At 58.5% G+C, this 22,341-nt stretch carries 22 protein-coding genes; 17 read left to right on the top strand and 5 right to left on the bottom strand.

From position 1 onward, the window contains the following. Position 1 precedes the first annotated feature (1 nt). The 4 genes from secA to ACIP1X_RS13500 all read left to right on the top strand — a co-directional run bounded on the left by secA (position 2) and on the right by ACIP1X_RS13500 (position 5,815). On the top strand, positions 2-2,737 hold the full coding sequence (gene secA / locus ACIP1X_RS13515) for a preprotein translocase subunit SecA (protein ID WP_053123112.1): 2,736 nt from the start codon (positions 2-4) through the stop codon (positions 2,735-2,737). Between the two features lie 122 nt (positions 2,738-2,859). Then, positions 2,860-4,077, top strand: a complete 1,218-nt coding sequence (argJ, locus tag ACIP1X_RS13510; protein ID WP_053123110.1) for a bifunctional glutamate N-acetyltransferase/amino-acid acetyltransferase ArgJ — start codon at positions 2,860-2,862, stop codon at positions 4,075-4,077. A 161-nt stretch (positions 4,078-4,238) separates the two neighbouring features. Beyond that, positions 4,239-4,871: a glutathione S-transferase family protein gene (locus ACIP1X_RS13505; RefSeq protein WP_159812539.1), complete on the top strand. Its 633-nt coding sequence runs from the start codon at positions 4,239-4,241 to the stop codon at positions 4,869-4,871. Continuing rightward, positions 4,868-5,815 carry a Nudix family hydrolase gene (locus ACIP1X_RS13500; RefSeq protein ID WP_400752725.1) on the top strand — a complete coding sequence of 316 codons (948 nt, stop codon included), beginning with the start codon at positions 4,868-4,870 and terminating at the stop codon, positions 5,813-5,815. The genes ACIP1X_RS13505 and ACIP1X_RS13500 overlap by 4 nt, the downstream gene beginning before the upstream one ends. 120 nt (positions 5,816-5,935) lie before the next feature. On the opposite strand, the gene ACIP1X_RS13495 is transcribed toward ACIP1X_RS13500, so the two are convergent. The 3 genes from ACIP1X_RS13495 to ACIP1X_RS13485 are packed head-to-tail and all read right to left on the bottom strand — an operon-like array spanning position 5,936 to position 9,514. Continuing rightward, positions 5,936-6,511 (bottom strand): cob(I)yrinic acid a,c-diamide adenosyltransferase, encoded by a 576-nt coding sequence (locus ACIP1X_RS13495; RefSeq protein ID WP_400648785.1) that lies wholly within the window; start codon positions 6,509-6,511, stop codon positions 5,936-5,938. A 3-nt stretch (positions 6,512-6,514) separates the two neighbouring features. Continuing rightward, the gene (locus tag ACIP1X_RS13490) at positions 6,515-8,551 is read right to left on the bottom strand and encodes a PAS domain-containing sensor histidine kinase (protein ID WP_159812536.1); all 2,037 of its coding nucleotides are present in this window, start codon (positions 8,549-8,551) and stop codon (positions 6,515-6,517) included. Between the two features lie 45 nt (positions 8,552-8,596). Further along, entirely contained in the window at positions 8,597-9,514 is a 918-nt protein-coding gene (locus ACIP1X_RS13485) for a putative 2-dehydropantoate 2-reductase (protein WP_400752723.1), read from the bottom strand. A gap of 140 nt (positions 9,515-9,654) precedes the next feature. Between ACIP1X_RS13485 and ACIP1X_RS13480 the strand changes: the two genes are divergently transcribed. Next, positions 9,655-10,140, top strand: coding sequence for a YajQ family cyclic di-GMP-binding protein (locus ACIP1X_RS13480; RefSeq protein ID WP_007912755.1), 486 nt, complete (start codon positions 9,655-9,657; stop codon positions 10,138-10,140). A 152-nt stretch (positions 10,141-10,292) separates the two neighbouring features. After that, on the top strand, positions 10,293-11,135 hold the full coding sequence (locus ACIP1X_RS13475; RefSeq protein WP_053123098.1) for a mechanosensitive ion channel family protein: 843 nt from the start codon (positions 10,293-10,295) through the stop codon (positions 11,133-11,135). A gap of 228 nt (positions 11,136-11,363) precedes the next feature. Here ACIP1X_RS13475 and ACIP1X_RS13470 read toward each other — a convergent pair whose 3' ends face one another. Then, entirely contained in the window at positions 11,364-12,689 is a 1,326-nt protein-coding gene (locus ACIP1X_RS13470; protein WP_053123096.1) for an OprD family porin, read from the bottom strand. Positions 12,690-13,586: 897 nt separating this feature from the next. Between ACIP1X_RS13470 and ACIP1X_RS13465 the strand changes: the two genes are divergently transcribed. Together ACIP1X_RS13465 and ACIP1X_RS13460 are read left to right on the top strand one after the other, a co-directional pair. Beyond that, positions 13,587-14,012, top strand: a complete 426-nt coding sequence (locus ACIP1X_RS13465; protein WP_053123094.1) for an HIT domain-containing protein — start codon at positions 13,587-13,589, stop codon at positions 14,010-14,012. Positions 14,013-14,015: 3 nt separating this feature from the next. Then, on the top strand, positions 14,016-14,222 hold the full coding sequence (locus ACIP1X_RS13460) for a SlyX family protein (RefSeq protein ID WP_053123092.1): 207 nt from the start codon (positions 14,016-14,018) through the stop codon (positions 14,220-14,222). A gap of 66 nt (positions 14,223-14,288) precedes the next feature. Here ACIP1X_RS13460 and ACIP1X_RS13455 read toward each other — a convergent pair whose 3' ends face one another. Continuing rightward, a complete protein-coding gene (locus tag ACIP1X_RS13455) occupies positions 14,289-14,891 on the bottom strand; it encodes a cold-shock protein (RefSeq protein WP_053123090.1) in 603 nt (200 codons plus the stop codon). Between the two features lie 313 nt (positions 14,892-15,204). Between ACIP1X_RS13455 and ACIP1X_RS13450 the strand changes: the two genes are divergently transcribed. From ACIP1X_RS13450 to ybgC, 9 genes are all read left to right on the top strand, one after another. Beyond that, complete coding sequence (locus tag ACIP1X_RS13450; protein ID WP_053123088.1) at positions 15,205-15,675, top strand: Dps family protein; 471 nt, start codon at positions 15,205-15,207, stop codon at positions 15,673-15,675. Positions 15,676-15,857: 182 nt separating this feature from the next. Then, complete coding sequence (locus ACIP1X_RS13445; RefSeq protein ID WP_053123086.1) at positions 15,858-16,196, top strand: ribbon-helix-helix domain-containing protein; 339 nt, start codon at positions 15,858-15,860, stop codon at positions 16,194-16,196. A 133-nt stretch (positions 16,197-16,329) separates the two neighbouring features. Beyond that, complete coding sequence (locus ACIP1X_RS13440) at positions 16,330-16,551, top strand: FmdB family zinc ribbon protein (protein WP_053123084.1); 222 nt, start codon at positions 16,330-16,332, stop codon at positions 16,549-16,551. 109 nt (positions 16,552-16,660) lie between these two features. Next, complete coding sequence (gene aspS, locus ACIP1X_RS13435; protein WP_053123083.1) at positions 16,661-18,436, top strand: aspartate--tRNA ligase; 1,776 nt, start codon at positions 16,661-16,663, stop codon at positions 18,434-18,436. 128 nt (positions 18,437-18,564) lie between these two features. Further along, positions 18,565-19,311 carry a YebC/PmpR family DNA-binding transcriptional regulator gene (locus tag ACIP1X_RS13430; RefSeq protein ID WP_016983823.1) on the top strand — a complete coding sequence of 249 codons (747 nt, stop codon included), beginning with the start codon at positions 18,565-18,567 and terminating at the stop codon, positions 19,309-19,311. A 158-nt stretch (positions 19,312-19,469) separates the two neighbouring features. Continuing rightward, positions 19,470-19,997 (top strand): crossover junction endodeoxyribonuclease RuvC, encoded by a 528-nt coding sequence (gene ruvC / locus ACIP1X_RS13425; protein ID WP_008080220.1) that lies wholly within the window; start codon positions 19,470-19,472, stop codon positions 19,995-19,997. 114 nt (positions 19,998-20,111) lie between these two features. Then, positions 20,112-20,720 carry a Holliday junction branch migration protein RuvA gene (gene ruvA, locus ACIP1X_RS13420; RefSeq protein ID WP_053123081.1) on the top strand — a complete coding sequence of 203 codons (609 nt, stop codon included), beginning with the start codon at positions 20,112-20,114 and terminating at the stop codon, positions 20,718-20,720. Beyond that, complete coding sequence (ruvB, locus tag ACIP1X_RS13415; protein WP_053123079.1) at positions 20,721-21,782, top strand: Holliday junction branch migration DNA helicase RuvB; 1,062 nt, start codon at positions 20,721-20,723, stop codon at positions 21,780-21,782. A 127-nt stretch (positions 21,783-21,909) separates the two neighbouring features. Further along, positions 21,910-22,341, top strand: a 432-nt coding sequence (gene ybgC / locus ACIP1X_RS13410; RefSeq protein ID WP_400752719.1) for a tol-pal system-associated acyl-CoA thioesterase, incomplete at its 3' end; no start/stop codon positions are given.

The following is a 22,341-nucleotide window of genomic DNA, read 5'->3' as shown; positions in this document are numbered from 1 at the left end:
TATGTTTGCGCCTTTGTTAAAGAAACTTTTTGGAAGCAAGAACGAGCGTGAAGTCAAACGCATGCTCAAGACGGTGCAGCTCGTCAATGCCTTCGAAGAGCAAATGGTGGCCCTTTCGGACGATCAATTGCGCGCCAAGACCGACGAGTTCAAGGCCCGCATCGCCAAAGGGGAAACCCTCGACAAACTGCTGCCAGAAGCCTTTGCGGTCGCCCGCGAAGCCGGTAAGCGTGTCATGGGTATGCGTCACTTCGATGTCCAGCTGATCGGCGGCATGACCTTGCATGAAGGTCAGATCGCAGAAATGCGTACCGGTGAAGGCAAGACCCTGGTGGCAACACTGGGCGTTTACCTCAACGCACTGTCCGGCAAGGGCGTGCACGTTGTGACGGTGAACGACTACCTGGCCCGCCGTGACGCCAACTGGATGCGTCCGCTGTATGAATTCCTCGGCCTGACCGTCGGCGTCGTGACGCCGTTCCAGCCGCCGGAAGAGAAGCGTATCGCCTACGCCGCCGACATCACCTACGGCACCAACAACGAATTCGGTTTCGACTACCTGCGCGACAACATGGCGTTCAGCATGGAAGAAAAATTCCAGCGCGAACTCAATTTTGCCGTGATCGACGAAGTCGACTCCATCCTCATCGACGAAGCGCGTACCCCGCTGATCATTTCCGGTCAGGCCGAGGACAGCTCCAAGCTGTACATGGAGATCAATAAACTGATCCCGCAGCTGGAGCTGCACGTCGAAGAAGTTGAAGGTGAAGTCACCAAGGCTGGTCACTACACCGTTGACGAGAAGACCCGTCAGGTCGAACTCAACGAAGCCGGTCACCAGTACATCGAAGACATGCTCACCGGCGTCGGCCTGCTGGCTGAAGGCGAGAGCCTGTACTCGGCGCATAACCTGGGCCTGCTGACCCACGTCTATGCCGGTCTGCGTGCGCACAAACTGTTCAACCGCAACATCGAATACATCGTGCAGGACGGCCAGGTCGTACTGGTCGACGAACACACCGGTCGTACCATGCCGGGTCGCCGTCTGTCCGAAGGTCTGCACCAGGCCATCGAAGCCAAAGAAGGTCTGAACATTCAGGCCGAGAGCCAGACCCTGGCCTCGACCACGTTCCAGAACTACTTCCGTCTGTACACCAAGCTGTCCGGCATGACCGGTACCGCTGACACCGAAGCGTTCGAATTCCATCAGATCTACGGTCTGTCGGTCATGGTCATTCCGCCGAACAAGCCGCTGGCGCGTAAGGACTACAACGACCTGGTGTTCCTGACTGCCGAAGAGAAGTACACGGCAATCGTCGCCGACATCAAGGAAAGCATGGCTGCCGGTCGTCCGGTGCTGGTGGGTACTGCAACCATCGAAACCTCCGAGCACATGTCTGCACTGCTCGAGAAGGAAGGCATCGAACACAAGGTTCTCAACGCCAAGTTCCACGAAAAAGAAGCTGAAATCATTGCGCAGGCCGGTCGTCCGGGCGCGCTGACCATCGCCACCAACATGGCCGGTCGTGGTACCGACATTCTGTTGGGCGGCAACTGGGAAGTTGAAGTCGCTTCGCTGGAAGACCCGACCCCTGAGCAAATCGCCCAGATCAAGGCCGACTGGCAGAAGCGTCACCAGCAAGTGCTGGAATCCGGTGGTCTGCAGGTGATCGCTTCCGAGCGTCACGAATCGCGCCGTATCGACAACCAGTTGCGTGGTCGTGCCGGTCGTCAGGGTGACGCCGGTTCCAGCCGCTTCTACCTGTCGCTGGAAGATAGCCTGATGCGCATTTTCGCCTCTGACCGGGTGAAGAACTTCATGAAAGCCTTGGGCATGCAGCCGGGCGAAGCGATCGAGCACCGCATGGTGACCAACGCGATCGAGAAGGCGCAGCGCAAGGTTGAAGGCCGTAACTTCGACATTCGTAAGCAACTGCTCGAGTTCGACGACGTCAACAACGAACAGCGTAAAGTGATTTATCACATGCGTAACACGTTGCTGGCTGCTGACAACATCGGTGAGACCATCGCTGACTTCCGTCAGGACGTGCTCAACGCCACCGTCAGCGCACACATTCCGCCGCAATCGCTGCCGGAACAGTGGGACGTTGCCGGTCTGGAAGCGTCGATTGCCAGCGATTTCGGCGTGACACTGCCGATTCAGCAGTGGCTCGACGAAGACGATCACCTCTACGAAGAAACCTTGCGCGAGAAGCTCATGACCGAGCTGATGGCGGCGTACAACGAGAAAGAAGATCAGGCCGGTGCCGATGCACTGCGCTCCTTCGAGAAGCAAATCGTTCTGCGCGTGCTGGATGACCTGTGGAAAGACCACCTGTCGACCATGGATCACCTGCGTCACGGTATCCACCTGCGTGGCTACGCCCAGAAGAACCCGAAGCAAGAGTACAAGCGCGAGTCGTTCACGCTGTTCTCCGAGCTGCTCGATTCGATCAAGCGCGACTCGATCCGTGTGCTCTCGCACGTTCAGGTTCGCCGCGAAGATCCGGAAGCCGAAGAGCAACGTCTGCGTCAGGAAGCCGAAGCACTGGCTGCCCGCATGCAGTTCGAACACGCTGAAGCGCCAGGTCTGGAGCAACCGGAACTGCTCGGTGAAGAGGTCGATGTGGCCCTCGCCGCCGCCCCGGTTCGCAACGAACAGAAGCTGGGCCGCAACGAACTGTGCTACTGCGGTTCGGGCAAGAAATTCAAGCATTGCCACGGGCAGATCCAGTAAAACCCGTTATCACTGCTGAAATACCCGCGCCGCGACCGGCTTATGCCGTCGCGGCGTTTTGCCATTTAAACCACCGTCGCTGCGCGTGGCGGTGCTGACATCATTGAGTAAGGAGCGCATTCATGGCTGTTGGTCTTGGTCCTTTGCCAACGTTGCACCCGGTTGCCGGTTTTGAACTCGGTATCGCCTCGGCCGGCATCAAGCGCCCTGGGCGCAAAGATGTCGTTGTGATGCGCTGCGCCGAAGGTTCGACCGTGGCCGGCGTGTTCACGTTGAACGCCTTTTGTGCCGCGCCGGTGATTCTGGCGAAGCAACGCGTACAGAACGCCGTGCGTTATCTGCTGACCAACACCGGCAACGCCAACGCGGGCACCGGCGAGCCGGGCCTGGCCGCTGCCGAGCGCACCACCGCCAGACTGGCCGAGCTGACCGGCGTCGATGCCAGCCAGATTCTGCCGTACTCCACCGGTGTGATCGGCGAGCCACTGCCGGTCGAGAAGATCGAAGGCGCGCTGCAAGCTGCACTGGACGATCTCTCGGAAAACAACTGGGAAGCCGCTGCCACCGGCATCATGACCACTGACACCTTGCCAAAAGGTGCCAGCCGCCAGTTCCAGCATGACGGCGTGACCATCACCGTCACCGGCATCAGCAAAGGCGCGGGCATGATCCGCCCGAACATGGCGACCATGCTCGGTTACATCGCCACTGACGCCAAAGTCTCCCGCGACGTGCTGCACAACCTGATGCTCGACGGCGCCAACAAATCGTTCAACCGCATCACCATCGACGGCGACACCTCGACCAACGACTGCTGCATGCTGATCGCTACCGGCAAGGCTGCACTGCCGGAAATCACCCGCGCTGAAGGCGAACTGTTCGCCAAATTGAAGCAAGCGGTGTTCGAAGTGTGCATGGACGTGGCCCAAGCCATCGTGCGTGACGGCGAAGGCGCGACCAAGTTTGTCACTGTTGAAGTGAATGGCGGTGGCAATCATCAGGAGTGCCTGGACGTTGGCTACACCGTGGCGCACTCGCCGCTGATCAAGACCGCACTGTTCGCCTCCGACCCGAACTGGGGCCGTATTCTGGCGGCCGTCGGTCGTGCCGGCGTGCCGGATCTGGACGTGAGCAAGATCGACGTGTTCCTCGGTGACGTGTGCATCGCCAGCCGTGGCGCGCGCGCGGCGACCTACACTGAGGCGCAAGGCTCGGCAGTGATGCAACAGGAAGAAATCACCATCCGCATCGAACTGGGTCGCGGCGAATGCAGCGAAACCATCTGGACCACCGACCTGTCGCATGAGTATGTGAAGATCAACGCTGAATACCGCACTTGATCTAACCTGAGACCGAGTCGATGCCATCGCGAGCAGGCTCACTCCTACAGTGGTTTTGTAAACGCCACAGATCCCCTGTAGGAGTGAGCCTGCTCGCGATGGCGCCCCATCAGGTACCAAAAATTCTGGCCTGATTCTCCTGACGAAAAGGCGCCAAACCCATGTCCTTGCACCTGATCATCGGCGACAAACTGCTTTCCTCCTGGTCTCTGCGCGCTGCCTTGGCGCTTGAACTGACCGGCGCTCCTTACACCGAAGAACTGATCAAACTCGGCAAGCCCGACACCCGCGAGCGGCTGCTCAAGCATTCGCCGACCGCCAAGGTGCCGCTGCTGCAAACCTCGCGCGGCACGGTTGCCGATTCGCTGGCCATCGCCGAATACCTGGCCGAACAGTTCCCGTCCGAGCAACTCTGGCCGAGCGACATTTTCGCCCGCGCTCAGGCCCGATCCGCTTGCGCACAAATGCACAGCGGCTTCTTCGCCATGCGCAATCACATGCCGTTCAACCTCAGTCATGACGCGCCGCTCAACCCGGTGCCGCCAGAAGTGAAGGTCGATATCGAACGCATGCTCGCGCTGTGGGCCGAATGCCGTGACGCCGCTACCGAGAGCGGGCCGTACCTGTTCGGTCGCGTCAGTCTGGCCGATGCTTTTTTCGCGCCGATTGCCGTGCGCCTGCGCACCTATCAGGTAAAACTGCCGGCCGCCGACGAAGCCTATGTTGAAACCGTCTACCAATGGCCCGCCTTCAAAGCGTGGCAACAGGCTGGACTGGAGGAGTTGAATCCGTGAAACGTGTACACGTCGCCGCCGCCGTCATCCGTGACGACAGCGGCAAAATCCTCATCGCCCGCCGCGCCGACTCCCAGCATCAGGGTGGGCTGTGGGAGTTTCCCGGCGGCAAGGTCGAGGCGGACGAGACTGTCGAAAGCGCACTGGCCCGTGAGCTGAAAGAAGAGCTGGGCATCGTCGTTGGCGCCGCCCGACCGCTGATCAAAGTGCGTCACGATTACCCGGACAAGCAGGTGTTGCTGGATGTCTGGGAAGTCTCGGCATTCACCGGCGAACCGCATGGTGCCGAAGGCCAGCCATTGGCCTGGGTGACTGCGAAAGACTTGCCGAACTACGAGTTCCCGGCCGCCAACCAGCCCATCGTCGCCGCCGCGCGTTTGCCGGGCGAATACCTGATCACCCCGGAAGATCTGGAAACCCCGGCTTTGCTGCGCGGGATTCAGAAGGCGATTGCTGGCGGGATCAAACTGATTCAGCTGCGCGCACCGAATGGCTACGATCCGAAGTACCGCGATCTGGCTGTGGACGCGGCCGGTCTCTGTGCGGGCAAGGCGCAACTGATGATCAAAGGGCCATTTGAATGGCTCGGTGATTTCCCGTCGGCGGGTTGGCACATCACTTCAGCGCAATTGCGTAAATACGCAGCGGCGGGGCGGCCGTTGCCGGCTGAGCGCTGGTTGGCGGCGTCGTGCCACAACGCTGAGGAATTGGCGTTGGCGGAGCAGATGGGCGTGGATTTTGTGACGCTGTCGCCGGTGCAGCCGACGTTGACGCACCCGGATGCGCAGCTGTTGGGTTGGGAGCAGGCTTCGGCGTTGATCGAAGGCTTTAGTAAGCCGGTGTTTCTGTTGGGTGGGGTTGGCCCGGCGGAGCGCGAGAAGGCTTGGGGTGTTGGGGCGCAGGGTGTGGCGGGGATTCGCGCGTTCTGGCCTGATTCTCTGTAACGGCTGCTGGCCTCATCGCGAGCAGGCTCACTCCTACATGGGCCGTGTTCCTTCAGTTGGAATACGGTCAACTGTAGGAGTGAGCCTGCTCGCGAAGGCGTCCTTCCAATCACTGCAAAGCTAAGGTTTAGCCGCCGGTTGCCACAAAATCTCCGCAATCCCCTGCCGCCGCGCAATCAACCGCGCCGCCACAAACAACAAATCCGACAACCGATTGATATACGCCAGGCCAACCCCGGCCAAAGGCTCGATCGCATTCAGATGCTGACAGCGCCGCTCGGCACTCCGCGCCAGGCTGCGGCACACATGCGCCTGCGCAATCAACATCGAACCACCCGGCAGAATGAAATTCTCCAGCGGCCCCAACTCCTCATTCCAGACGTCGATCGCCGCTTCCAGACGCTCGATTTCCGCCGCGTTCAGCGCCTGATATTCCGGCATCGCCAACTCGCCGCCCAAATCAAACAGTCGATGCTGACAAGGCGCCAATACCTCGATCAATTCATTCAGCCCCGGAGTGGCCTCGCGCTCGGCAAGTAGCCCGGCCAGCAACACGCCAACCTGACTGTTCAGCGTATCGACCTCACCAATCGCTTCGATGCGCGGATGATCCTTCGGTACGCGGCGGCCGTCGCCCAGGCCGGTTTCGCCTTTGTCGCCGGTGCGCGTGTAAATCTTCGACAAGCGAAAGCCCATGGGTTACCTCGGAAGTTGATTAATTTCAGCCGCGATGGCCGGTGGTGGCGCCAGCGGCAGGCGCAGGGTGAAGCAGGTGCCCTGACCGGGCGCCGACTGCACTTCCATCTGGCCTTTGTGATTGTTGGTGATGATGAAGTACGACACCGACAAGCCAAGCCCGGTGCCCTGGCCGATTTCCTTGGTGGTGAAGAACGGCTCGAAGGTGCGTTTGCGCACACTCTCGCTCATGCCGATGCCGTTGTCCTCGACCTGAATCTCGGCCCACGGCGGATTGAGCTTGGTGCGCAAAATGATCCGCCCCGGTTCGCTGTCGTCCTCGCGCTGGTGAATCGCTTGTGCGGCGTTTTTCAGCAGATTGAGCAGCACCTGCTCCAATTCGTTGGCAGTGCCGGGCACCGGGCCGAGCGCCGGGTCGAACTGGCGCACAATGGCCTGACCCTTGAAGTCGAAACCGATCGCCAGATCGAAGTCGTTGCCGGCGATTTCCACCGCTTGATCGATCAGCGCCGGCAGGTCGCACGGTGCCATTTCCCGAGTGCTGCGACGGCTGAAGCTGAGCATGTGCGTGACGATTTTCGCCGCACGGGCACCGGCCTGTTGAATGCCGTCGAGGAGTTTCGGCACTTCGCGGCCTTGCAGGTAACGGTTGACGGTATCGAGTTCGATGCCCAGTTGTTCGGCGGTTTCGATGTTCTTCGGCAGATCTGCTGAAAGGCGTCGACGGATGTTTTGCACGTTGTGCAGGATCGCGCCCAGCGGGTTATTGATCTCGTGGGCCATGCCAGCTGCGAGGCCGCCGACCGAAAGCATCTTCTCCGACTGCACCATCATTTCTTCCAGCGACAAACGCTGGGTGATGTCATCGATGCGGATCACCACGCCACGTCCGGCGCCGCCCATCAGCGGATAAAACGTCAGTGCGTAATGCTTCGGCTCGTCGTCCTTGAACCACGTCACCCGTTCGATTTTCGCCACCGTGTGTTGTTCGACGGTTTGCTTGAGCTGCGGCAGAAACGGTTTCAATGGTTCGAAGGCGAGGAAGATCGGCTGGTTCAGCGCTTCGTCCAGACGTGTGCCGGAAAGGGCACTGGCCTCCTGATTCCATTGGGTGACGTAGAGCTGTTCGTCGAGGGCGATCAGTGCCGAGGGCATCGAGTCGATGATGCTGTTGAGGTAGTTCTGGAAACCGGTGAGCTTCTTCTCGATTTTGCTGCGTACCTGAACTTCCAGTTCCAGTTTGCGGTTGGTGTGGCGGGTTTCCTCGGCCAGACCTTGAGCCTGATCGTAGGCGGCTTGCGAGTCGTCACGGGCGCGTTTGAGCTGCTGCTCGCGGGCTTCGATGCGCGACAGCATGGTGTTGAACGCTTCGGCGAGGCTGCCGATTTCGTCGTGGTTGCCGCGTGAGGCACGCAGGGCGTAGTTCTCTTCACGGGTGACCTGGCGCGAGAGTTCTTCCAGTTGATGGATCGGGCGGGTGATCAGGCGTTTGATCTGGCGGGCAATCACCAGCCACAACAGCACGCTGAAAATCAGAATCCCAAGACTCGCGGTCAGGGTGCCGGTGTAGAACGCCATCGGCAGTTCGCTGCTCGCCACCAGCAACAGATGGCCGGGCGCGGTGCCGGGGCGGGGCAGGGTGATCAACTGGTTGCTGCGAAATTCGGTGAGTTGCCAGGCTTCGATGTGCCGGTAGCGTTCCGGCAGTTTGAGTTTGTCGCCGCGCTGCACCTGAGCGAGGCGTTCGCCTTTGCCGTCATAGATGGCAGCGGCGCGTAATGGCGAATAGCTGTCGAGCTCCTTGAGCAGGCGCTCGGCGCTCTCCGGTGATTGCAAGGACTCGCTGACCAGACTCGGGTTGGCGATCAGTCGGCCGATGGTCTGCAAGGCTTGCGGCGCCATGCTTTCCTGGGAAATGTAGTAGGCGGCGCTGATAAAGGTCAGGTTGGCGACCAGCAACACGGTGGTCAACAGCACCAGCAGGGCGGCCAGCAGTTTCTGGCCGACCGGCAGGTTTTCGAGGCGCTGGCGCAATGGCATCAGGTTTATCGCAGCAGAGGAACAAGTGGCCAGCGTAGCCGCTGCTCAGTCGCTGGGCAATCCAAGGCTGTGCAGATGCGCGACGAGGCGCTGCTGCAATTGGTTGAGGTGCGGCAGATTCAATTGATGACGCGTGGCGACTTTGCAGGCGTGGCCCAATAGATAGCTGATTTCGGTGCGGCGCTGGTTGGCGACGTCCTGATACATCGACGAGTAATTGGCCGCCGTCGCCTGAATCACCCGTTCGACTTCTTGCTGCAGATTCTCAGCGGCAGCGGGTTGGCCGCAGTGCTGCAACAACTCGGCGAGTTCGGCGCATAGCGTGGCGACTTCGCAGTGGTGATCCTGCAAACCACCGTTGCGGCAGTGGTGCAGCACGGTCAGCGGATTGATCGCGCAGTTGAGCGCCAGTTTGCGCCACAGTCGCGTGAGGATATCGGTACTCCACTCGTGGGGAATGTTCGCGGCTTGCAGATCGTCCAGCCAGATTGGCGCAACCGGTTGAGTGACATCGCCCAGCCAGGTGAAGCCGTGACCGGCGAACACCACGCGCCAGTCGCCGTCGCGAAACGCGCCTTCGGTGCTGGACGCGCTGATGCAGCGCGCTTGCGGAACGCGCGTGGCGACGGCGTCCTGACTGCCGAGGCCGTTCTGCAACAGGATCAGTTCGGCATCCGCTGTCAGGCGCGGAGCGAGGCGGGCGATGGCACTTTCGGCGTCGTAGGCTTTGCAGGCGACCAGCAGTCGGCGAATCGGCTCAGGGCTGTCGGCGGTTTCGCCCGGCACCGCATACGTGCTGGCCTGGCCGTGTTCGACGAGCGTTAGCCCTCCGGCCACTTCATAACTGCGCAGGCGTTTGGCATCGCGCACGATCAATTTCACCGGCAAACCAGCCCGGGCCAGACGCGTGGCCCACAGTGTGCCGAGGCTGCCGGCGCCGAGGACGTGCCAAGTAGTCGACATCAGTTTTTTGCTCGATTGCGTACAGGCATGTGCGGCTCGCCGTGTTCGTAGGAAAAGACCCGTTATAATGAGCCCGATTTTAACCGCAAGCCAAGCGCGCTCCATCCTCATCGAGCGCGCCTTTTTATTGGAGAGATTACATGCCGTCGTTCGACGTGGTATCCGAACTGGACAAACACGAACTCACCAACGCGGTCGAGAACGCCGTGAAGGAACTCGATCGTCGTTATGACCTGAAAGGCAAAGGCAGCTTCGAGTTCAAGGAAAAAGACCTGACCGTGAGCCTGACCGCTGAAGCCGGGTTCCAGCTCGAAGCGATGATCGAAATCCTCAAGCTGGCGCTGGTCAAGCGCAAGATCGATGTGCAGTGCCTTGAGGTCAAGGACGCTTATGCATCGGGCAAGCTGATGAAGCAGGACGCCGTCCTCAAGGAAGGCATCGACAAAGAACTGGCGAAGAAAATCGTCGGCCACATCAAGGATGCCAAGCTGAAAGTGCAGGCCGCCATTCAGGGCGAGCAAGTGCGCGTGACCGGCAAGAAGCGTGATGACCTGCAAGAAGCCATCGCTGCACTGCGTGCCAAGGAATTCGGCATGCCGTTGCAGTTCAACAACTTCCGCGACTAAGCCCGGTCAGATGACCTGTGGGAGCGAGCCTGCTCGCGAAAGCGCTGTGTCAGTCAACGCATTGGCTGAATGACCCAGCGCTTTCGCGAGCAGGCTCGCTCCCACATTTGTTTTGAATACACCCCGGAAAGCCGGAAATCAGGAGATAGAAGATGGATTTGAATGCTGAGGTAGACCAACTGGTCAAGGCATCCCAGGCGTGGATCCCGATGATCATGGAATACGGCAGCCGCGTGCTGCTGGCAGTGATTACCCTGGCCATCGGCTGGTGGCTGATCAACAAGGTCACGCAAAAACTCGGCGGTCTGCTGGCTCTGCGCAATGCTGACCTGGCGCTGCAAGGTTTTATCAGCAGCCTGGCCAACATCATTCTCAAGGTGCTGCTGATCGTCAGCGTCGCGTCGATGATCGGCGTGGAAACCACCTCGTTCGTAGCTGCAATCGGTGCTGCCGGTCTGGCCATCGGTCTGGCGTTGCAGGGCAGCCTGGCGAACTTCGCCGGTGGCGTGCTGATTCTGCTGTTCCGTCCGTTCCGTATCGGTGACTGGATCGAAGCGCAGGGCGTGGCGGGTACTGTCGACAGCATCCAGATCTTCCACACCGTGCTGCGAACCGGCGACAACAAGACCATCATCATGCCTAACGGCAACCTGTCGAACGGCATCATCACCAACACCAATCGTCAGCCGACCCGTAAGGTGGTGTTCGATGTGGGCGTTGATTACGAAGCCGATCTGCAAAAGGCCCGTCAGGTGCTGCTGGATCTGGCCAACGACGAGCGCATTCTGCAAGACCCGGCGCCGCAGGCGGTAATTTCGACGCTGGGTGACAGCGCGATCACCGTTTCCCTGCGTGTGTGGGTTAAAACTGCAGACTACTGGGACGTGATGTTCATGTTTAACGAGCAGTCGCGTGATCGTTTAAAAACCGCTGGTATTGATATTCCTTTTCCGCAGCGAACCATTCGCGTAGTTCAGGAAACAGCAGCGCAGTAACAACCTTGATACCTGGCTTTGCAGTCAGTTAATCAATAAAGACCCAAGAGCTGTTCGCACTCTTGGGTTTTTTATGGCCGTCATTAAAGTTCGCCAGCTAATAGATAGCTGACTAATCTTTGTCATTCGAATGCAGTTAAGCCAGGCATAAAAAAACCGCCCACCTGAATCAGGTGAGCGGTTCTTGTTTAGAGCAGAGCCCTACAGTACTTCAGCTGTGCATCCCTATTAGAGGATGTTCAGTGGGTACTCAACGATCAGACGCACGTCGTTGTTGTCAGACGAGTAGCCGCTGTAAGCACCGTTCGAACGGTACATGGCATAACGCAGACGGAACGACAGGTCTTTGGCTGGACCTTCTTGCAGAACGTACTTGGACTCGGCGTTCCACTCGTTCTCTTTACCTTCACCCAGACCGTTGGTCTCGATGTTGTCACCCATCACGTAACGGGTCATGAAGCTCAGGCCAGGAACGCCGTAGTCTTTCATGTTGATGTCGTAGCGAGCCTGCCAGGATTTCTCTTCGCGACCCACGAAGTCGGAGATCTGGATGGAGTTGGCTACGAAGATTGTGCTGTTACCGTCAACGCCATAGTAGTAAGCGTTGTCGCCGCTCGACTGCTGGTAGGCAACAGTGAACTTGTGCGCGCCCAGGCTGTAAGCAGCGGCCAGGGACCACAGGTTGTTGTCCACACCCAGAGTGCCGTCACCGATGGCGTCGACCAGGTCACCACGGCTGTCGCCCTTGGTTTTGTAACCGTTCAGGTCGAAGTTCAACGACTGCGTGTCGTCGATCGGCAAGGTGTAGTTCAGGTTGATGTAGTACTTCTTGAAGTAGTCATCGGCGTCGGAAGCAGCCAGTGCACCGGTGAAGTTGTCGGTGAAGGCGTAGCTGGCACCAAAGATATTGATGTTGGTCAGGCCTTTGCCGCCGTTACCGTTTTCATCAGGCAGACCGCCGATGCTGTCACGGCCCATACCGGTTTGCTTGCTCAGGGAAGTGAAGCGACCTGCGCTCAGTTCCAGACCTTTGATCTCTTTGGAAGTGATCAGGGTACCGGTCGCGACTTCTGGCAGCAGACGGCTGTCATCGGTAGCGAACACTGGGCTGGCAACAAATTGCTGGCCGTATTTCAGGGTGGTGTCGGAGAGACGGAATTTAACTGCGCCGCCGATTTTGCCCTGGGATTTTTCCGGGTTGCCGTCGCTGTCGCTGGCGAACAGGCCGTTACCGCGGTGGCCCGAGCCGCCGTCCAGTTTGACCGAACCCATTGCCATGGCGTCGAGACCGAAGCCGATGGTGCCTTGAGTGAAGCCCGACTCGTAAGTCAGCAGTTGGCTGACACCGGTGTCCTGGCGATAGCCAGCAGTACCGGAAGAGCCGTTGCCTGCACCGTTTTTAAAGTCACGGTTCATGTATTCCATACGAGTCTTCAGTTTCAGACTCTGGTCGCCGAAGAAACCTTTGGAATCATCCTGAGAAGACGCCACTGCGAACTGCGAGGTGCCTGCTGCAACAGCCAGTGCGATCATGCTCCACTTCATCACGCGCATCGTGATTTGCTCCTTTGGTTTTTAGAAGAGTACTGCCGTCCCACCTGTTTTATTATCTGGGCGGCTCTTTCTTTTTGTGTCGGCGCAAACTTATATCACGCCGACAATGTTGGCGATACTTGCGAATCTAACGTTTCACCTTCTTTACGACGCTGTCGCAGATGGCTTTGTAGAGGTCGCAAATTCACAGTACCGATGCAATCGGGTCTACAACTTTCTCGCTGTTTTTCTAGCCTTTTGCATCGCTAAAAAAGAGTCCCTGGCAAAACACTTGAATCTCCATCGGGCAACCCTGCCACTGTTTTTGTTGGGCTTAAGGCATCCACATCGTGTGGTGCGCTTATAGTCCATATGTGTACGAATGCAACAAGCGTGCACAAACCGCAATGTCGGTGCGGTTATTTTTCTGAACACCGCCTGTTACCCGTAAAAACCTTATAAATACGGGGCGCCAAGCCCCTTTCTACAAGGGCTTGACGCCATTCCGGCTATCGTGTTGCCAAGGCATCGGCCGCGTGCGACAGCCAAAAACGTTACCGGTTCACCCCGCCAGTGAGTATTCGGCGGATGCTTCGACGCCTGAGCGTAGACGCACTGTGCGGTTTTGGTGCAAAAAAAATTACACCCTGTCCTGTAATCACACAGTCCGGCATGTGGGTAATCTCGAACGCCTCAATGGTTTTCAGTCATTTACGCGTATTCGTTATCCCTCTCGGTTCCGTGCTGGTGCAGGGCGCCAATAAATGTCACATGTCGGGGCGTTCGGCGAAAGCGCCGCAGGGCACAGCTGTCGTGAAGACTGGCGCATTCGCGGTATGCTTCCGGTCTGTCGCTTGGTGCGCTGCCCATCGGGATGGCCGCTAAGCTGAATATGTCGATCAGCCGGGAGTGCGCACAGTGTTTGCTTTAGATTCACGACTTCAACAGGACACGCTGACCATCGGTGACTTCCCGCTCTGCCGCCTGTTGCTGTCCAACGACAGCAACTATCCATGGTTCATCCTGGTGCCTCGTCGCGACGATATCAGCGAGTTGTTTCAATTGGATGTCGCCGATCAGCAGCAGTTGTGGCTGGAAACTACCGCACTGGCCGAGTTGCTCAAGGACTTGCTGGATGCGGACAAAATGAACGTGGCAACACTGGGTAATGTTGTCAGCCAGTTGCACATGCATGTGATTGTGCGCAAACGCGATGACGCCGCTTGGCCAGCGCCGGTCTGGGGCAAGCACCCGGCCAAGCCATACAGTGCCGAGCAGGTTGCCGCGATTCGCGAGCGCTTGCGTCTGGTGTTGACCGAAGACTTCACGTTTCTGGAGGGCTGAAGCATGAGCCTGGAACAACGCGTTACCGATCTGGAAAGCCGTCTGGCGTTTCAGGACGACACCATTCAGGCGTTGAACGACGTGCTGGTCGCGCAGCAGCGCGTAGTCGATCGTCTGCAACTGCAGATGGCGGCGCTGCTCAAGCGTCAGGAAGAAATGGTCGGGCAGTTCGAGTCTTTTGAAGAAGAGGCGCCACCGCCGCACTATTAAGGCTTTTCTGAAGACATAAAAAAACCGCGAACAGCCAGGCTGCTCGCGGTTTTTTATTGCCTTGGATCAGCGACGCGGCAGAGCAGCGATCACGTCCTCGGCTTGCAGGCCTTTGTCCCGGTTCATCACCGAGAACTCGACGCGCTGGCCTTCGACCAGAACGCGGTGGCCTTCGCCACGGATTGCACGGAAGTGCACGAAAATATCATCGCCGGAATCCCGGGAGATAAAGCCGAAGCCTTTGGAAGTGTTAAACCACTTGACGGTACCGGTATCACGATTGGTCATGTCATAGCTGGTTGGCGCGGCAGCGGGTGAAGAACGATAGAAGCTGACGGCCAGGTGCAGAACCACGGCAACCAGAGCGATCACCAGGGTGAACAGCACGGCTGGCTGGCCGGCGATGACAGGCATCGGCGCGATCAGGGTCAGGGTTTGCAGGACAACAGTCAGTACCAGAAGCGCGCTGACGAGGTTTTGCAGATGCTGACGCGGGCCTTTGTTCCAGTAAGGAATCACCGGGGCAATGATCAGGTTCAGCAGGCCGAAAAAGGCCAGGTAAAGTGCATCGGGTTGTTGCAGGTAGGGAACGGCTTCGGATTTCAAGCTAGGTATGAACGACAGCAGCAAAGCCGCTGCGCCCATTAGCAGGTGGACGATTTTCAACATTTTAATTGGCTCACGTTTATGACGGCTCACAAGGAAGAGCTGAAGGCGCACGGTTCGCTTCGGAACAAAAATAAGAGGCGTTGGACACGTACACGGCATCAGCCTATGCGCAACACCCCGAAAAATGGGGCATGGCGACACACTGCCTATTTAACAGCAAAGCCTGCGGCTACTCAAATCAGCCCGGCCAGCGGCACCGCGTCGGTCGATTTGTCGCAGCGTCTGTGGCCAATCAAGGCTGCGAGGTGTGGTCAGCCTTGCTAGAGTGGGTCTGCACCTGTTGGATGAATTCAATCGCCGTTAGGGGGTAAACATGGCAATCGATATCGGTATCAGTGAAGAAGACCGCAAATCCATCGTTGAAGGACTGTCGCGACTGCTGTCCGACACCTACGTGCTGTATCTCAAGACCCACAACTTCCACTGGAACGTCACCGGCCCGATGTTCCGTACGCTGCACCTGATGTTCGAAGAGCAATACAACGAACTGGCGCTGGCCGTGGATTCGATCGCCGAGCGCATTCGCGCGTTGGGCTTTCCGGCTCCGGGCGCCTACGCGACGTACGCGCGTCTTTCTTCTATTAAGGAAGAAGAGGGCGTGCCGAGCGCCGAAGACATGATCAAGCAACTCGTCGCTGGCCAGGAAGCCGTGACCCGTACCGCACGCGGCATCTTCCCGTTGCTCGATAAAGTCAGCGATGAGCCGACCGCCGACCTGCTGACTCAGCGCATGCAGGTGCACGAAAAAACCGCGTGGATGCTCCGCGCGTTGCTCGAAGGCTGATCGAAGCGCGCCTGTAATCGCTGGGTTGCAGGCGCGCTGTCCAGACTCTTACTTGTTGCGTTGGCTTATCCTACGTGGCGGGTCAACAAGTCGTCTGGCTATAACTTTGCGTCTGCGTTTTTATGGAGGTCACAGGAAGTGGCTTTGAAAATCCGCAGAGATGGCAAAGGAGTGTCAACGATATGGAAGATGCAGACAGGCGCAACGACAGGGTTGTCGTGCCGCCCCATGAACTGATCGTCGATCCGTTCGTCAATGAGTTCGACATGGCATTGATCCGGCCGCTGTCGCGATCCGTGCGTTTGAATGGTTACGCCACCTGCCTGCGACTGGAGCAGGTGTACTGGAACATCCTCGCCAATATGGCGGCCAATAATTGCTGTTCGATCAGTTCGCTGTTGTCCCATGTCGACCGCGAGGTGCAGTTGCGTCACGGCGGAGTGAAAAATTTCAGTGCGCTGGTGCGGGTGGTCTGTGTGATGAACAGTGGTCGGGAGGTGGCGCCGGCCATCGCGGTCTGAACGGTGACGGTTGCAAGCGAGGTCGCGGCCCGTGCAGTCTTACGGCTGCACAGGCCGCATTTAATGGATATAATCCCGCTCTTTCGCCGCAAAGCCCTGCGCGCGGTAGCAATCTGATCGCCGAGACACCTCCATGCCGATGTACGATTACCAATGTGCTTCCTGTGGTCATCAGTTGGAAGCCATTCAAAAGATCAGCGCTGCACCGCTGGTCGACTGCCCTGCCTGCCAGGCGCCAGAGCTCAAGAAACAAATGTCCATGCCAGGCTTTCGCCTCAGCGGCAGCGGCTGGTACGAAACCGATTTCAAGACCGGCGCCAAGAAGAACCTGGCCGGTGGCGACAAATCTGACTAGGGTTCAGGCCCAGGTCGAACGACACGCGTGAGTGTCCCGATGGCGCACACAGTTTGAGTGCGGCGGGATCTCCACCGAATTTCGAATTACGAGAAGCGAAACCACTACCATGATGCGCAGCCATTATTGCGGCCAACTGAACGAAAGCCTGGAAGGTCAGGAAATTACCCTTTGCGGATGGGTTCACCGTCGTCGCGACCACGGCGGGGTGATTTTCCTCGATATCCGTGATCGTGATGGTCTGGCCCAAGTGGTATTCGATCCGGATCGCGCCGAGAGTTTCGCCGCCGCCGACCGCGTGCGCAGCGAATACGTCGTAAAGATCACCGGTAAGGTGCGTCTGCGTCCGGCCGGTGCCACCAACGCCAACATGGCGTCGGGCATGATCGAAGTGCTGGGTTATGAGCTGGAAGTGCTGAACGAGTCGGAAACGCCGCCGTTCCCGCTGAACGAGTTCTCCGACGTCGGCGAAGAAACCCGTCTGCGCTATCGCTTCCTCGACCTGCGTCGTCCGGAAATGGCCGAGAAGCTGCGTCTGCGTTCGCGCATGACCACCAGCATCCGTCGCTTCCTCGACGAAAACGGCTTCCTCGACGTTGAAACGCCGATCCTGACCCGTGCCACCCCTGAAGGTGCGCGTGACTATCTGGTGCCGAGCCGTACTCACGCCGGTTCGTTCTTCGCCCTGCCGCAATCGCCGCAGCTGTTCAAACAACTGCTGATGGTTGCCGGTTTCGACCGTTACTACCAGATCGCAAAGTGCTTCCGCGACGAAGACCTGCGCGCTGATCGCCAGCCAGAATTCACCCAGATCGACATCGAAACCAGCTTCCTCGATGAAAAAGAGATCATGGGCCTGACCGAGCAAATGATCCGCAACCTGTTCAAGGAAGTGCTGGATCTGGAATTCGGCGAATTCCCGCACATGACCTTCGAAGAAGCCATGCGCCGCTACGGTTCCGACAAGCCAGACCTGCGTATTCCGCTGGAACTGGTCGACGTTGCCGATCAACTGAAAGAAGTTGATTTCAAAGTATTCAGCGGCCCGGCCAACGATCCGAAATGCCGTATCGCTGCGCTGCGCGTACCAGGCGGCGCAAGCATGCCACGCAAGCAGATCGACGATTACACCAAGTTCGTCGGCATCTACGGTGCCAAGGGCCTGGCGTACATCAAGGTCAACGAGCGCGCTGCCGGTGTTGAAGGTCTGCAATCGCCGATCGTGAAAAACATCCCGCTGGAAAACCTCAACGCCATCCTCGATCGCGTTGGCGCCGTTGACGGCGACATCGTGTTCTTCGGTGCCGACAAGGCCAAGATCGTCAGCGAAGCCTTGGGCGCACTGCGTATCAAGCTCGGTCACGACCTCAACCTGCTGACCTGCAAGTGGGCACCGATGTGGGTTGTCGACTTCCCGATGTTCGAAGAAAACGACGACGGCAGCTTCTCCGCGCTGCACCACCCGTTCACCGCGCCGAAGTGCTCCCCGGAAGAACTGGAAGCCAACCCGGCCGGCGCGCTGTCCCGCGCGTACGACATGGTGCTGAACGGTACTGAACTGGGTGGCGGTTCGATCCGTATCCACCGCAAGGAAATGCAGCAAGCGGTATTCCGCCTGTTGGGTATCAACGAAGCGGAACAGGAAGAGAAATTCGGCTTCCTGCTCGACGCCCTGAAATACGGTGCGCCGCCGCACGGTGGTCTGGCCTTCGGTCTTGACCGTCTGGTGATGCTGATGACCGGCGCCCAGTCGATCCGTGAAGTGATCGCCTTCCCGAAAACCCAGAGTGCTGCTGACGTGATGACGCAAGCGCCGGGTGTCGTGGATGCCAAGGCACTGCGCGAGCTGCACATTCGTTTGCGCGAAACGCCAAAGGCTGAGTAACACGGGCCTGAAGGCGCATCTTCGGATGCGCCTTTTTTCTATCTATAGAAAGCAGGTCGAGATTTTTTGTGTGCTGGCCGCTGCATGAGCAGGGCGGGCAACGTTTCAAAGAGAATTCGGAGCGAGTTATGGCTGGTCATTCCAAGTGGGCGAACATCAAGCACCGCAAAGAACGTCAGGATGCCAAAAGGGGCAAGATCTTCACCAAGTGGATCCGCGAACTGACCGTTGCGGCCCGTCAGGGCGGCGGTGATCCGGGCTCCAACCCGCGTCTGCGTCTGGCGCTGGATAAAGCGCTGAGCGCAAACATGAGCCGCGACATCATCGACCGTGCCGTTGCACGTGGCGCCGGTGCAACCGAAGCGGACAACGTTGAAGAGCTGACCTACGAAGGCTACGGCCCGGGCGGCGTAGCGGTGTTGGTCGAGTGCATGACCGACAACCGCAACCGTACCGCCGCAGCCGTGCGCCATGCGTTCAGCAAGTGCGGCGGCAACCTTGGCACCGACGGTTCGGTGGCGTATCTGTTCGAGCGCAAAGGCCAGATCAGCTTTGCGCCGGGCGTCGATGAAGACGCACTGACCGAAGCGGCGCTGGAAGCCGATGCTGATGACGTGGTTGCACACGAAGACGGTTCGATCGACGTGTTCACCTCGTTTACCAGTTTCTACGCGGTGCGTAACGCGCTGGAAGCGGCCGGGTTCAAGGGTGATGACGCAGAAATCGTCATGCAGCCGACCACCAGCGCCGAGCTGGATCTGGAAGGCGCGGAGAAGGTGCTCAAGCTGATCGACATGCTTGAGGACCTGGACGACGTGCAGAACGTCTACTCCAACGCGGACATTCCGGAAGACGTGGCTGCTCAGCTCGGATAAGAGCGACTAGTCTTCAATGTGGGAGCGAGCCTGCTCGCGAAGGCGGATTTTCAGGCAACATTGTTGCCAATGATGAAACCGCTTTCGCGAGCAGGCTCGCTCCCACATTCGTTATGGGTTGATTTGAAAATCGTGCTTTTACCGAATCTGCAGGCGTTATGACTTTAATTCTTGGTATCGACCCCGGTTCGCGCATCACCGGTTATGGGATTGTTCGTGATACCGGGCGTGGCGGCTGTATCTATGTGGCTTCCGGCTGCATCCGCACCGGTGCGGGCGAGCTGCACGAACGGCTGCAAATCGTTTATCGCGGTGTGCGTGAAATCATTCAGACCTACGGCCCGGTCACCATGGGCATCGAAAAAGTCTTCATGGCGAAGAACGCCGACTCTGCACTGAAACTCGGTCAGGCCCGTGGCGCGGCGATTGTCGCTGGCGCCGAAGAGAGCCTGGAGATCGCCGAGTACACGGCGACTCAGGTCAAGCAGGCCGTGGTGGGCACCGGCGCGGCCAATAAAGAACAAGTGCAGATGATGGTCATGCACATGCTCAAACTGACCGCCAAACCGCAAATCGATGCATCCGACGCGCTGGCCATTGCCATTTGCCACGCGCACACCCGCTCCAGTCTGCTGCCGCACGGCTTGGGCACTGCACGCAGTCGTGGCGGGCGCCTGCGTCTCTGATAGCATCAGCATCAAATTTCCCGAAAGCGGATGCTTGCGCCTGTGTCGTCGGCCCGAAATCCGCGTTTCGACAGTCGCCAGCCCACGGTTGGCCAACGCTCAAGGATCTGAAACGTGATTGGACGCTTGCGCGGCACCCTGGCTGAGAAACAGCCGCCGCACCTGATTCTGGATGTAAACGGCCTCGGGTATGAGCTGGAAGTACCGATGACCACGCTTTATCGTCTGCCGTCGGTCGGTGAACCACTGACCCTGCACACCCATTTGGTCGTACGCGAAGACGCGCAACTGCTCTATGGTTTTTCCGGTAAACGTGAGCGAGACTTTTTTCGCGAGTTGATCCGTCTCAATGGTGTCGGGCCAAAGCTGGCCCTGGCGTTGATGTCGAGTCTGGAAGTCGACGAGTTGATCCGCTGCGTGCAATCCCAGGACACCTCGGCGCTGACCAAGGTGCCGGGCGTTGGTAAGAAAACGGCCGAGCGTTTGCTGGTCGAGCTGAAAGATCGCTTCAAGGCGTGGGAAACTTCGCCGGCGATGTTTGCGCTGGTGCCGAATCAGCCGGATGGCCCGGCGCCGGTCAATACCGCCGAGAACGATGCCGTCAGTGCGTTGATTTCCCTCGGTTACAAACCGCAGGAAGCGAGCAAGGCGATTTCCGCGATCAAGGACAAGAATTTGAGCAGTGAAGACATGATCCGCCGCGCCCTGAAGGGAATGATTTAAGTGATTGAAGCTGATCGTCTGATCGCCGCCGCGCACAGCCCGCGTGAGCGCGAAGAAGTCCAGGATCGGGCCATTCGCCCGGTCAGTCTGGCCGACTATATTGGCCAGCCGACCGTGCGCGAGCAGATGGAATTGTTCATCCAGGCCGCGCGGGGCCGCAGTGAATCCCTCGACCACACGCTGATCTTCGGCCCGCCGGGCTTGGGTAAAACCACGCTGGCCAACATCATTGCCCAGGAAATGGGCGTGTCGATCAAGAGTACCTCGGGCCCGGTGCTTGAACGTCCGGGTGATCTCGCGGCATTGCTGACCAACCTTGAACCGCACGACGTGTTGTTCATCGATGAAATCCATCGCCTGTCGCCGATCGTTGAAGAAGTGCTGTACCCGGCGATGGAAGATTTCCAGCTCGACATCATGATCGGCGAAGGGCCGGCGGCGCGTTCGATCAAACTTGATCTGCCACCGTTTACTTTGGTGGGCGCCACGACGCGTGCCGGCATGCTGACCAATCCGCTGCGTGACCGCTTCGGTATCGTCCAGCGTCTTGAGTTCTACAGCACCGCCGATCTCTCGACGATTGTCAGTCGTTCGGCGGCTATTCTCGGTTTGCCACTGGATCCGGAAGGCGCCTTTGAAATCGCTCGCCGTGCCCGTGGTACGCCGCGTATCGCCAACCGTTTGTTGCGGCGCGTGCGTGATTTTGCTGAAGTCCGCGCCAAAGGGCACATCACCAAGTCGGTCGCCGATTTGGCGTTGAACCTGTTGGACGTTGATGAACATGGCTTCGATCATCAGGATCGACGTCTACTGTTGACCATGATCGAGAAATTCGACGGCGGGCCGGTCGGTATCGACAGTCTGGCGGCGGCGATCAGCGAAGAGCGCCACACCATTGAAGACGTGCTGGAGCCGTACCTGATTCAACAGGGCTACATCATGCGCACGCCACGGGGCAGGGTGGTGACTCGGCATGCGTACCTGCATTTCGGTTTAAACATCCCGTCACGAATGGGCGAAATGCCCGTGGCAGACGAGTTTCTCGATGCCGTGGACGATTAATACACATTTGTTGTCGATTTATTCAGGGTTTGTACTGTCAGACGACGGTACTTTTGCGTTAAAGCTTTGAAACCATGAAAAACAGTTGCCTGGCCGGATTGGCAACCTGAGGAGTAAGCACTAGAGTATGCGCGCGCAAAACGGGCTTGGGCCGTTCGCACATCGTTGTCGCGTTTATTACGAGGACACCGATGCGGGCGGCATCGTGTATTACGTTAATTACCTCAAGTTTATGGAACGGGCTCGAACCGAGCGGCTGCGTGAACTGGGCTTTGCCCAATCGCAGTTGGCAGGGGAGGATCTGTTGTTTGTCGTGCATTCCAGCGAAGCGCGTTACCACGCGCCGGCGCGACTGGATGACGAACTGCTGGTAAGCGCTGAAGTAATCGAATTGAACCGTGCCAGCCTGCGCTTTAAACAGCAGGTCAGGCGGGCTACGGATAATGTGCTGCTCTGTGAAGGGCAGTTTTTGGTGGCCTGTGTGCGCACTAACAGTTTGAAACCCCGGGCCCTTCCCGAAGACTTGCGTGCGGCCTTTGCCGACGCGGTCGGCCCGGGT

The sequence above is a fragment of the Pseudomonas sp. NPDC088885 genome, assembly GCF_044750025.1.
Lineage (GTDB): Bacteria > Pseudomonadota > Gammaproteobacteria > Pseudomonadales > Pseudomonadaceae > Aquipseudomonas > Aquipseudomonas rustica.
Note: the sequence above shows the minus strand (reverse complement) of the source record. Positions and strands in the feature narration are given on the sequence as shown.

Coding starts and splice junctions, on each gene's coding strand:
- secA (WP_053123112.1), top strand. CDS start 2: ATGTTTGCGCCTTTGTTAAAGAAACTTTTTGGAAGCAAGAACGAGCGT.
- argJ (WP_053123110.1), top strand. CDS start 2,860: ATGGCTGTTGGTCTTGGTCCTTTGCCAACGTTGCACCCGGTTGCCGGT.
- ACIP1X_RS13505 (WP_159812539.1), top strand. CDS start 4,239: ATGTCCTTGCACCTGATCATCGGCGACAAACTGCTTTCCTCCTGGTCT.
- ACIP1X_RS13495 (WP_400648785.1), bottom strand. CDS start 6,511: ATGGGCTTTCGCTTGTCGAAGATTTACACGCGCACCGGCGACAAAGGC.
- ACIP1X_RS13490 (WP_159812536.1), bottom strand. CDS start 8,551: ATGCCATTGCGCCAGCGCCTCGAAAACCTGCCGGTCGGCCAGAAACTG.
- ACIP1X_RS13485 (WP_400752723.1), bottom strand. CDS start 9,514: ATGTCGACTACTTGGCACGTCCTCGGCGCCGGCAGCCTCGGCACACTG.
- ACIP1X_RS13480 (WP_007912755.1), top strand. CDS start 9,655: ATGCCGTCGTTCGACGTGGTATCCGAACTGGACAAACACGAACTCACC.
- ACIP1X_RS13475 (WP_053123098.1), top strand. CDS start 10,293: ATGGATTTGAATGCTGAGGTAGACCAACTGGTCAAGGCATCCCAGGCG.
- ACIP1X_RS13470 (WP_053123096.1), bottom strand. CDS start 12,689: ATGCGCGTGATGAAGTGGAGCATGATCGCACTGGCTGTTGCAGCAGGC.
- ACIP1X_RS13460 (WP_053123092.1), top strand. CDS start 14,016: ATGAGCCTGGAACAACGCGTTACCGATCTGGAAAGCCGTCTGGCGTTT.
- ACIP1X_RS13455 (WP_053123090.1), bottom strand. CDS start 14,891: ATGTTGAAAATCGTCCACCTGCTAATGGGCGCAGCGGCTTTGCTGCTG.
- ACIP1X_RS13450 (WP_053123088.1), top strand. CDS start 15,205: ATGGCAATCGATATCGGTATCAGTGAAGAAGACCGCAAATCCATCGTT.
- ACIP1X_RS13445 (WP_053123086.1), top strand. CDS start 15,858: ATGGAAGATGCAGACAGGCGCAACGACAGGGTTGTCGTGCCGCCCCAT.
- ACIP1X_RS13440 (WP_053123084.1), top strand. CDS start 16,330: ATGCCGATGTACGATTACCAATGTGCTTCCTGTGGTCATCAGTTGGAA.
- aspS (WP_053123083.1), top strand. CDS start 16,661: ATGATGCGCAGCCATTATTGCGGCCAACTGAACGAAAGCCTGGAAGGT.
- ACIP1X_RS13430 (WP_016983823.1), top strand. CDS start 18,565: ATGGCTGGTCATTCCAAGTGGGCGAACATCAAGCACCGCAAAGAACGT.
- ruvC (WP_008080220.1), top strand. CDS start 19,470: ATGACTTTAATTCTTGGTATCGACCCCGGTTCGCGCATCACCGGTTAT.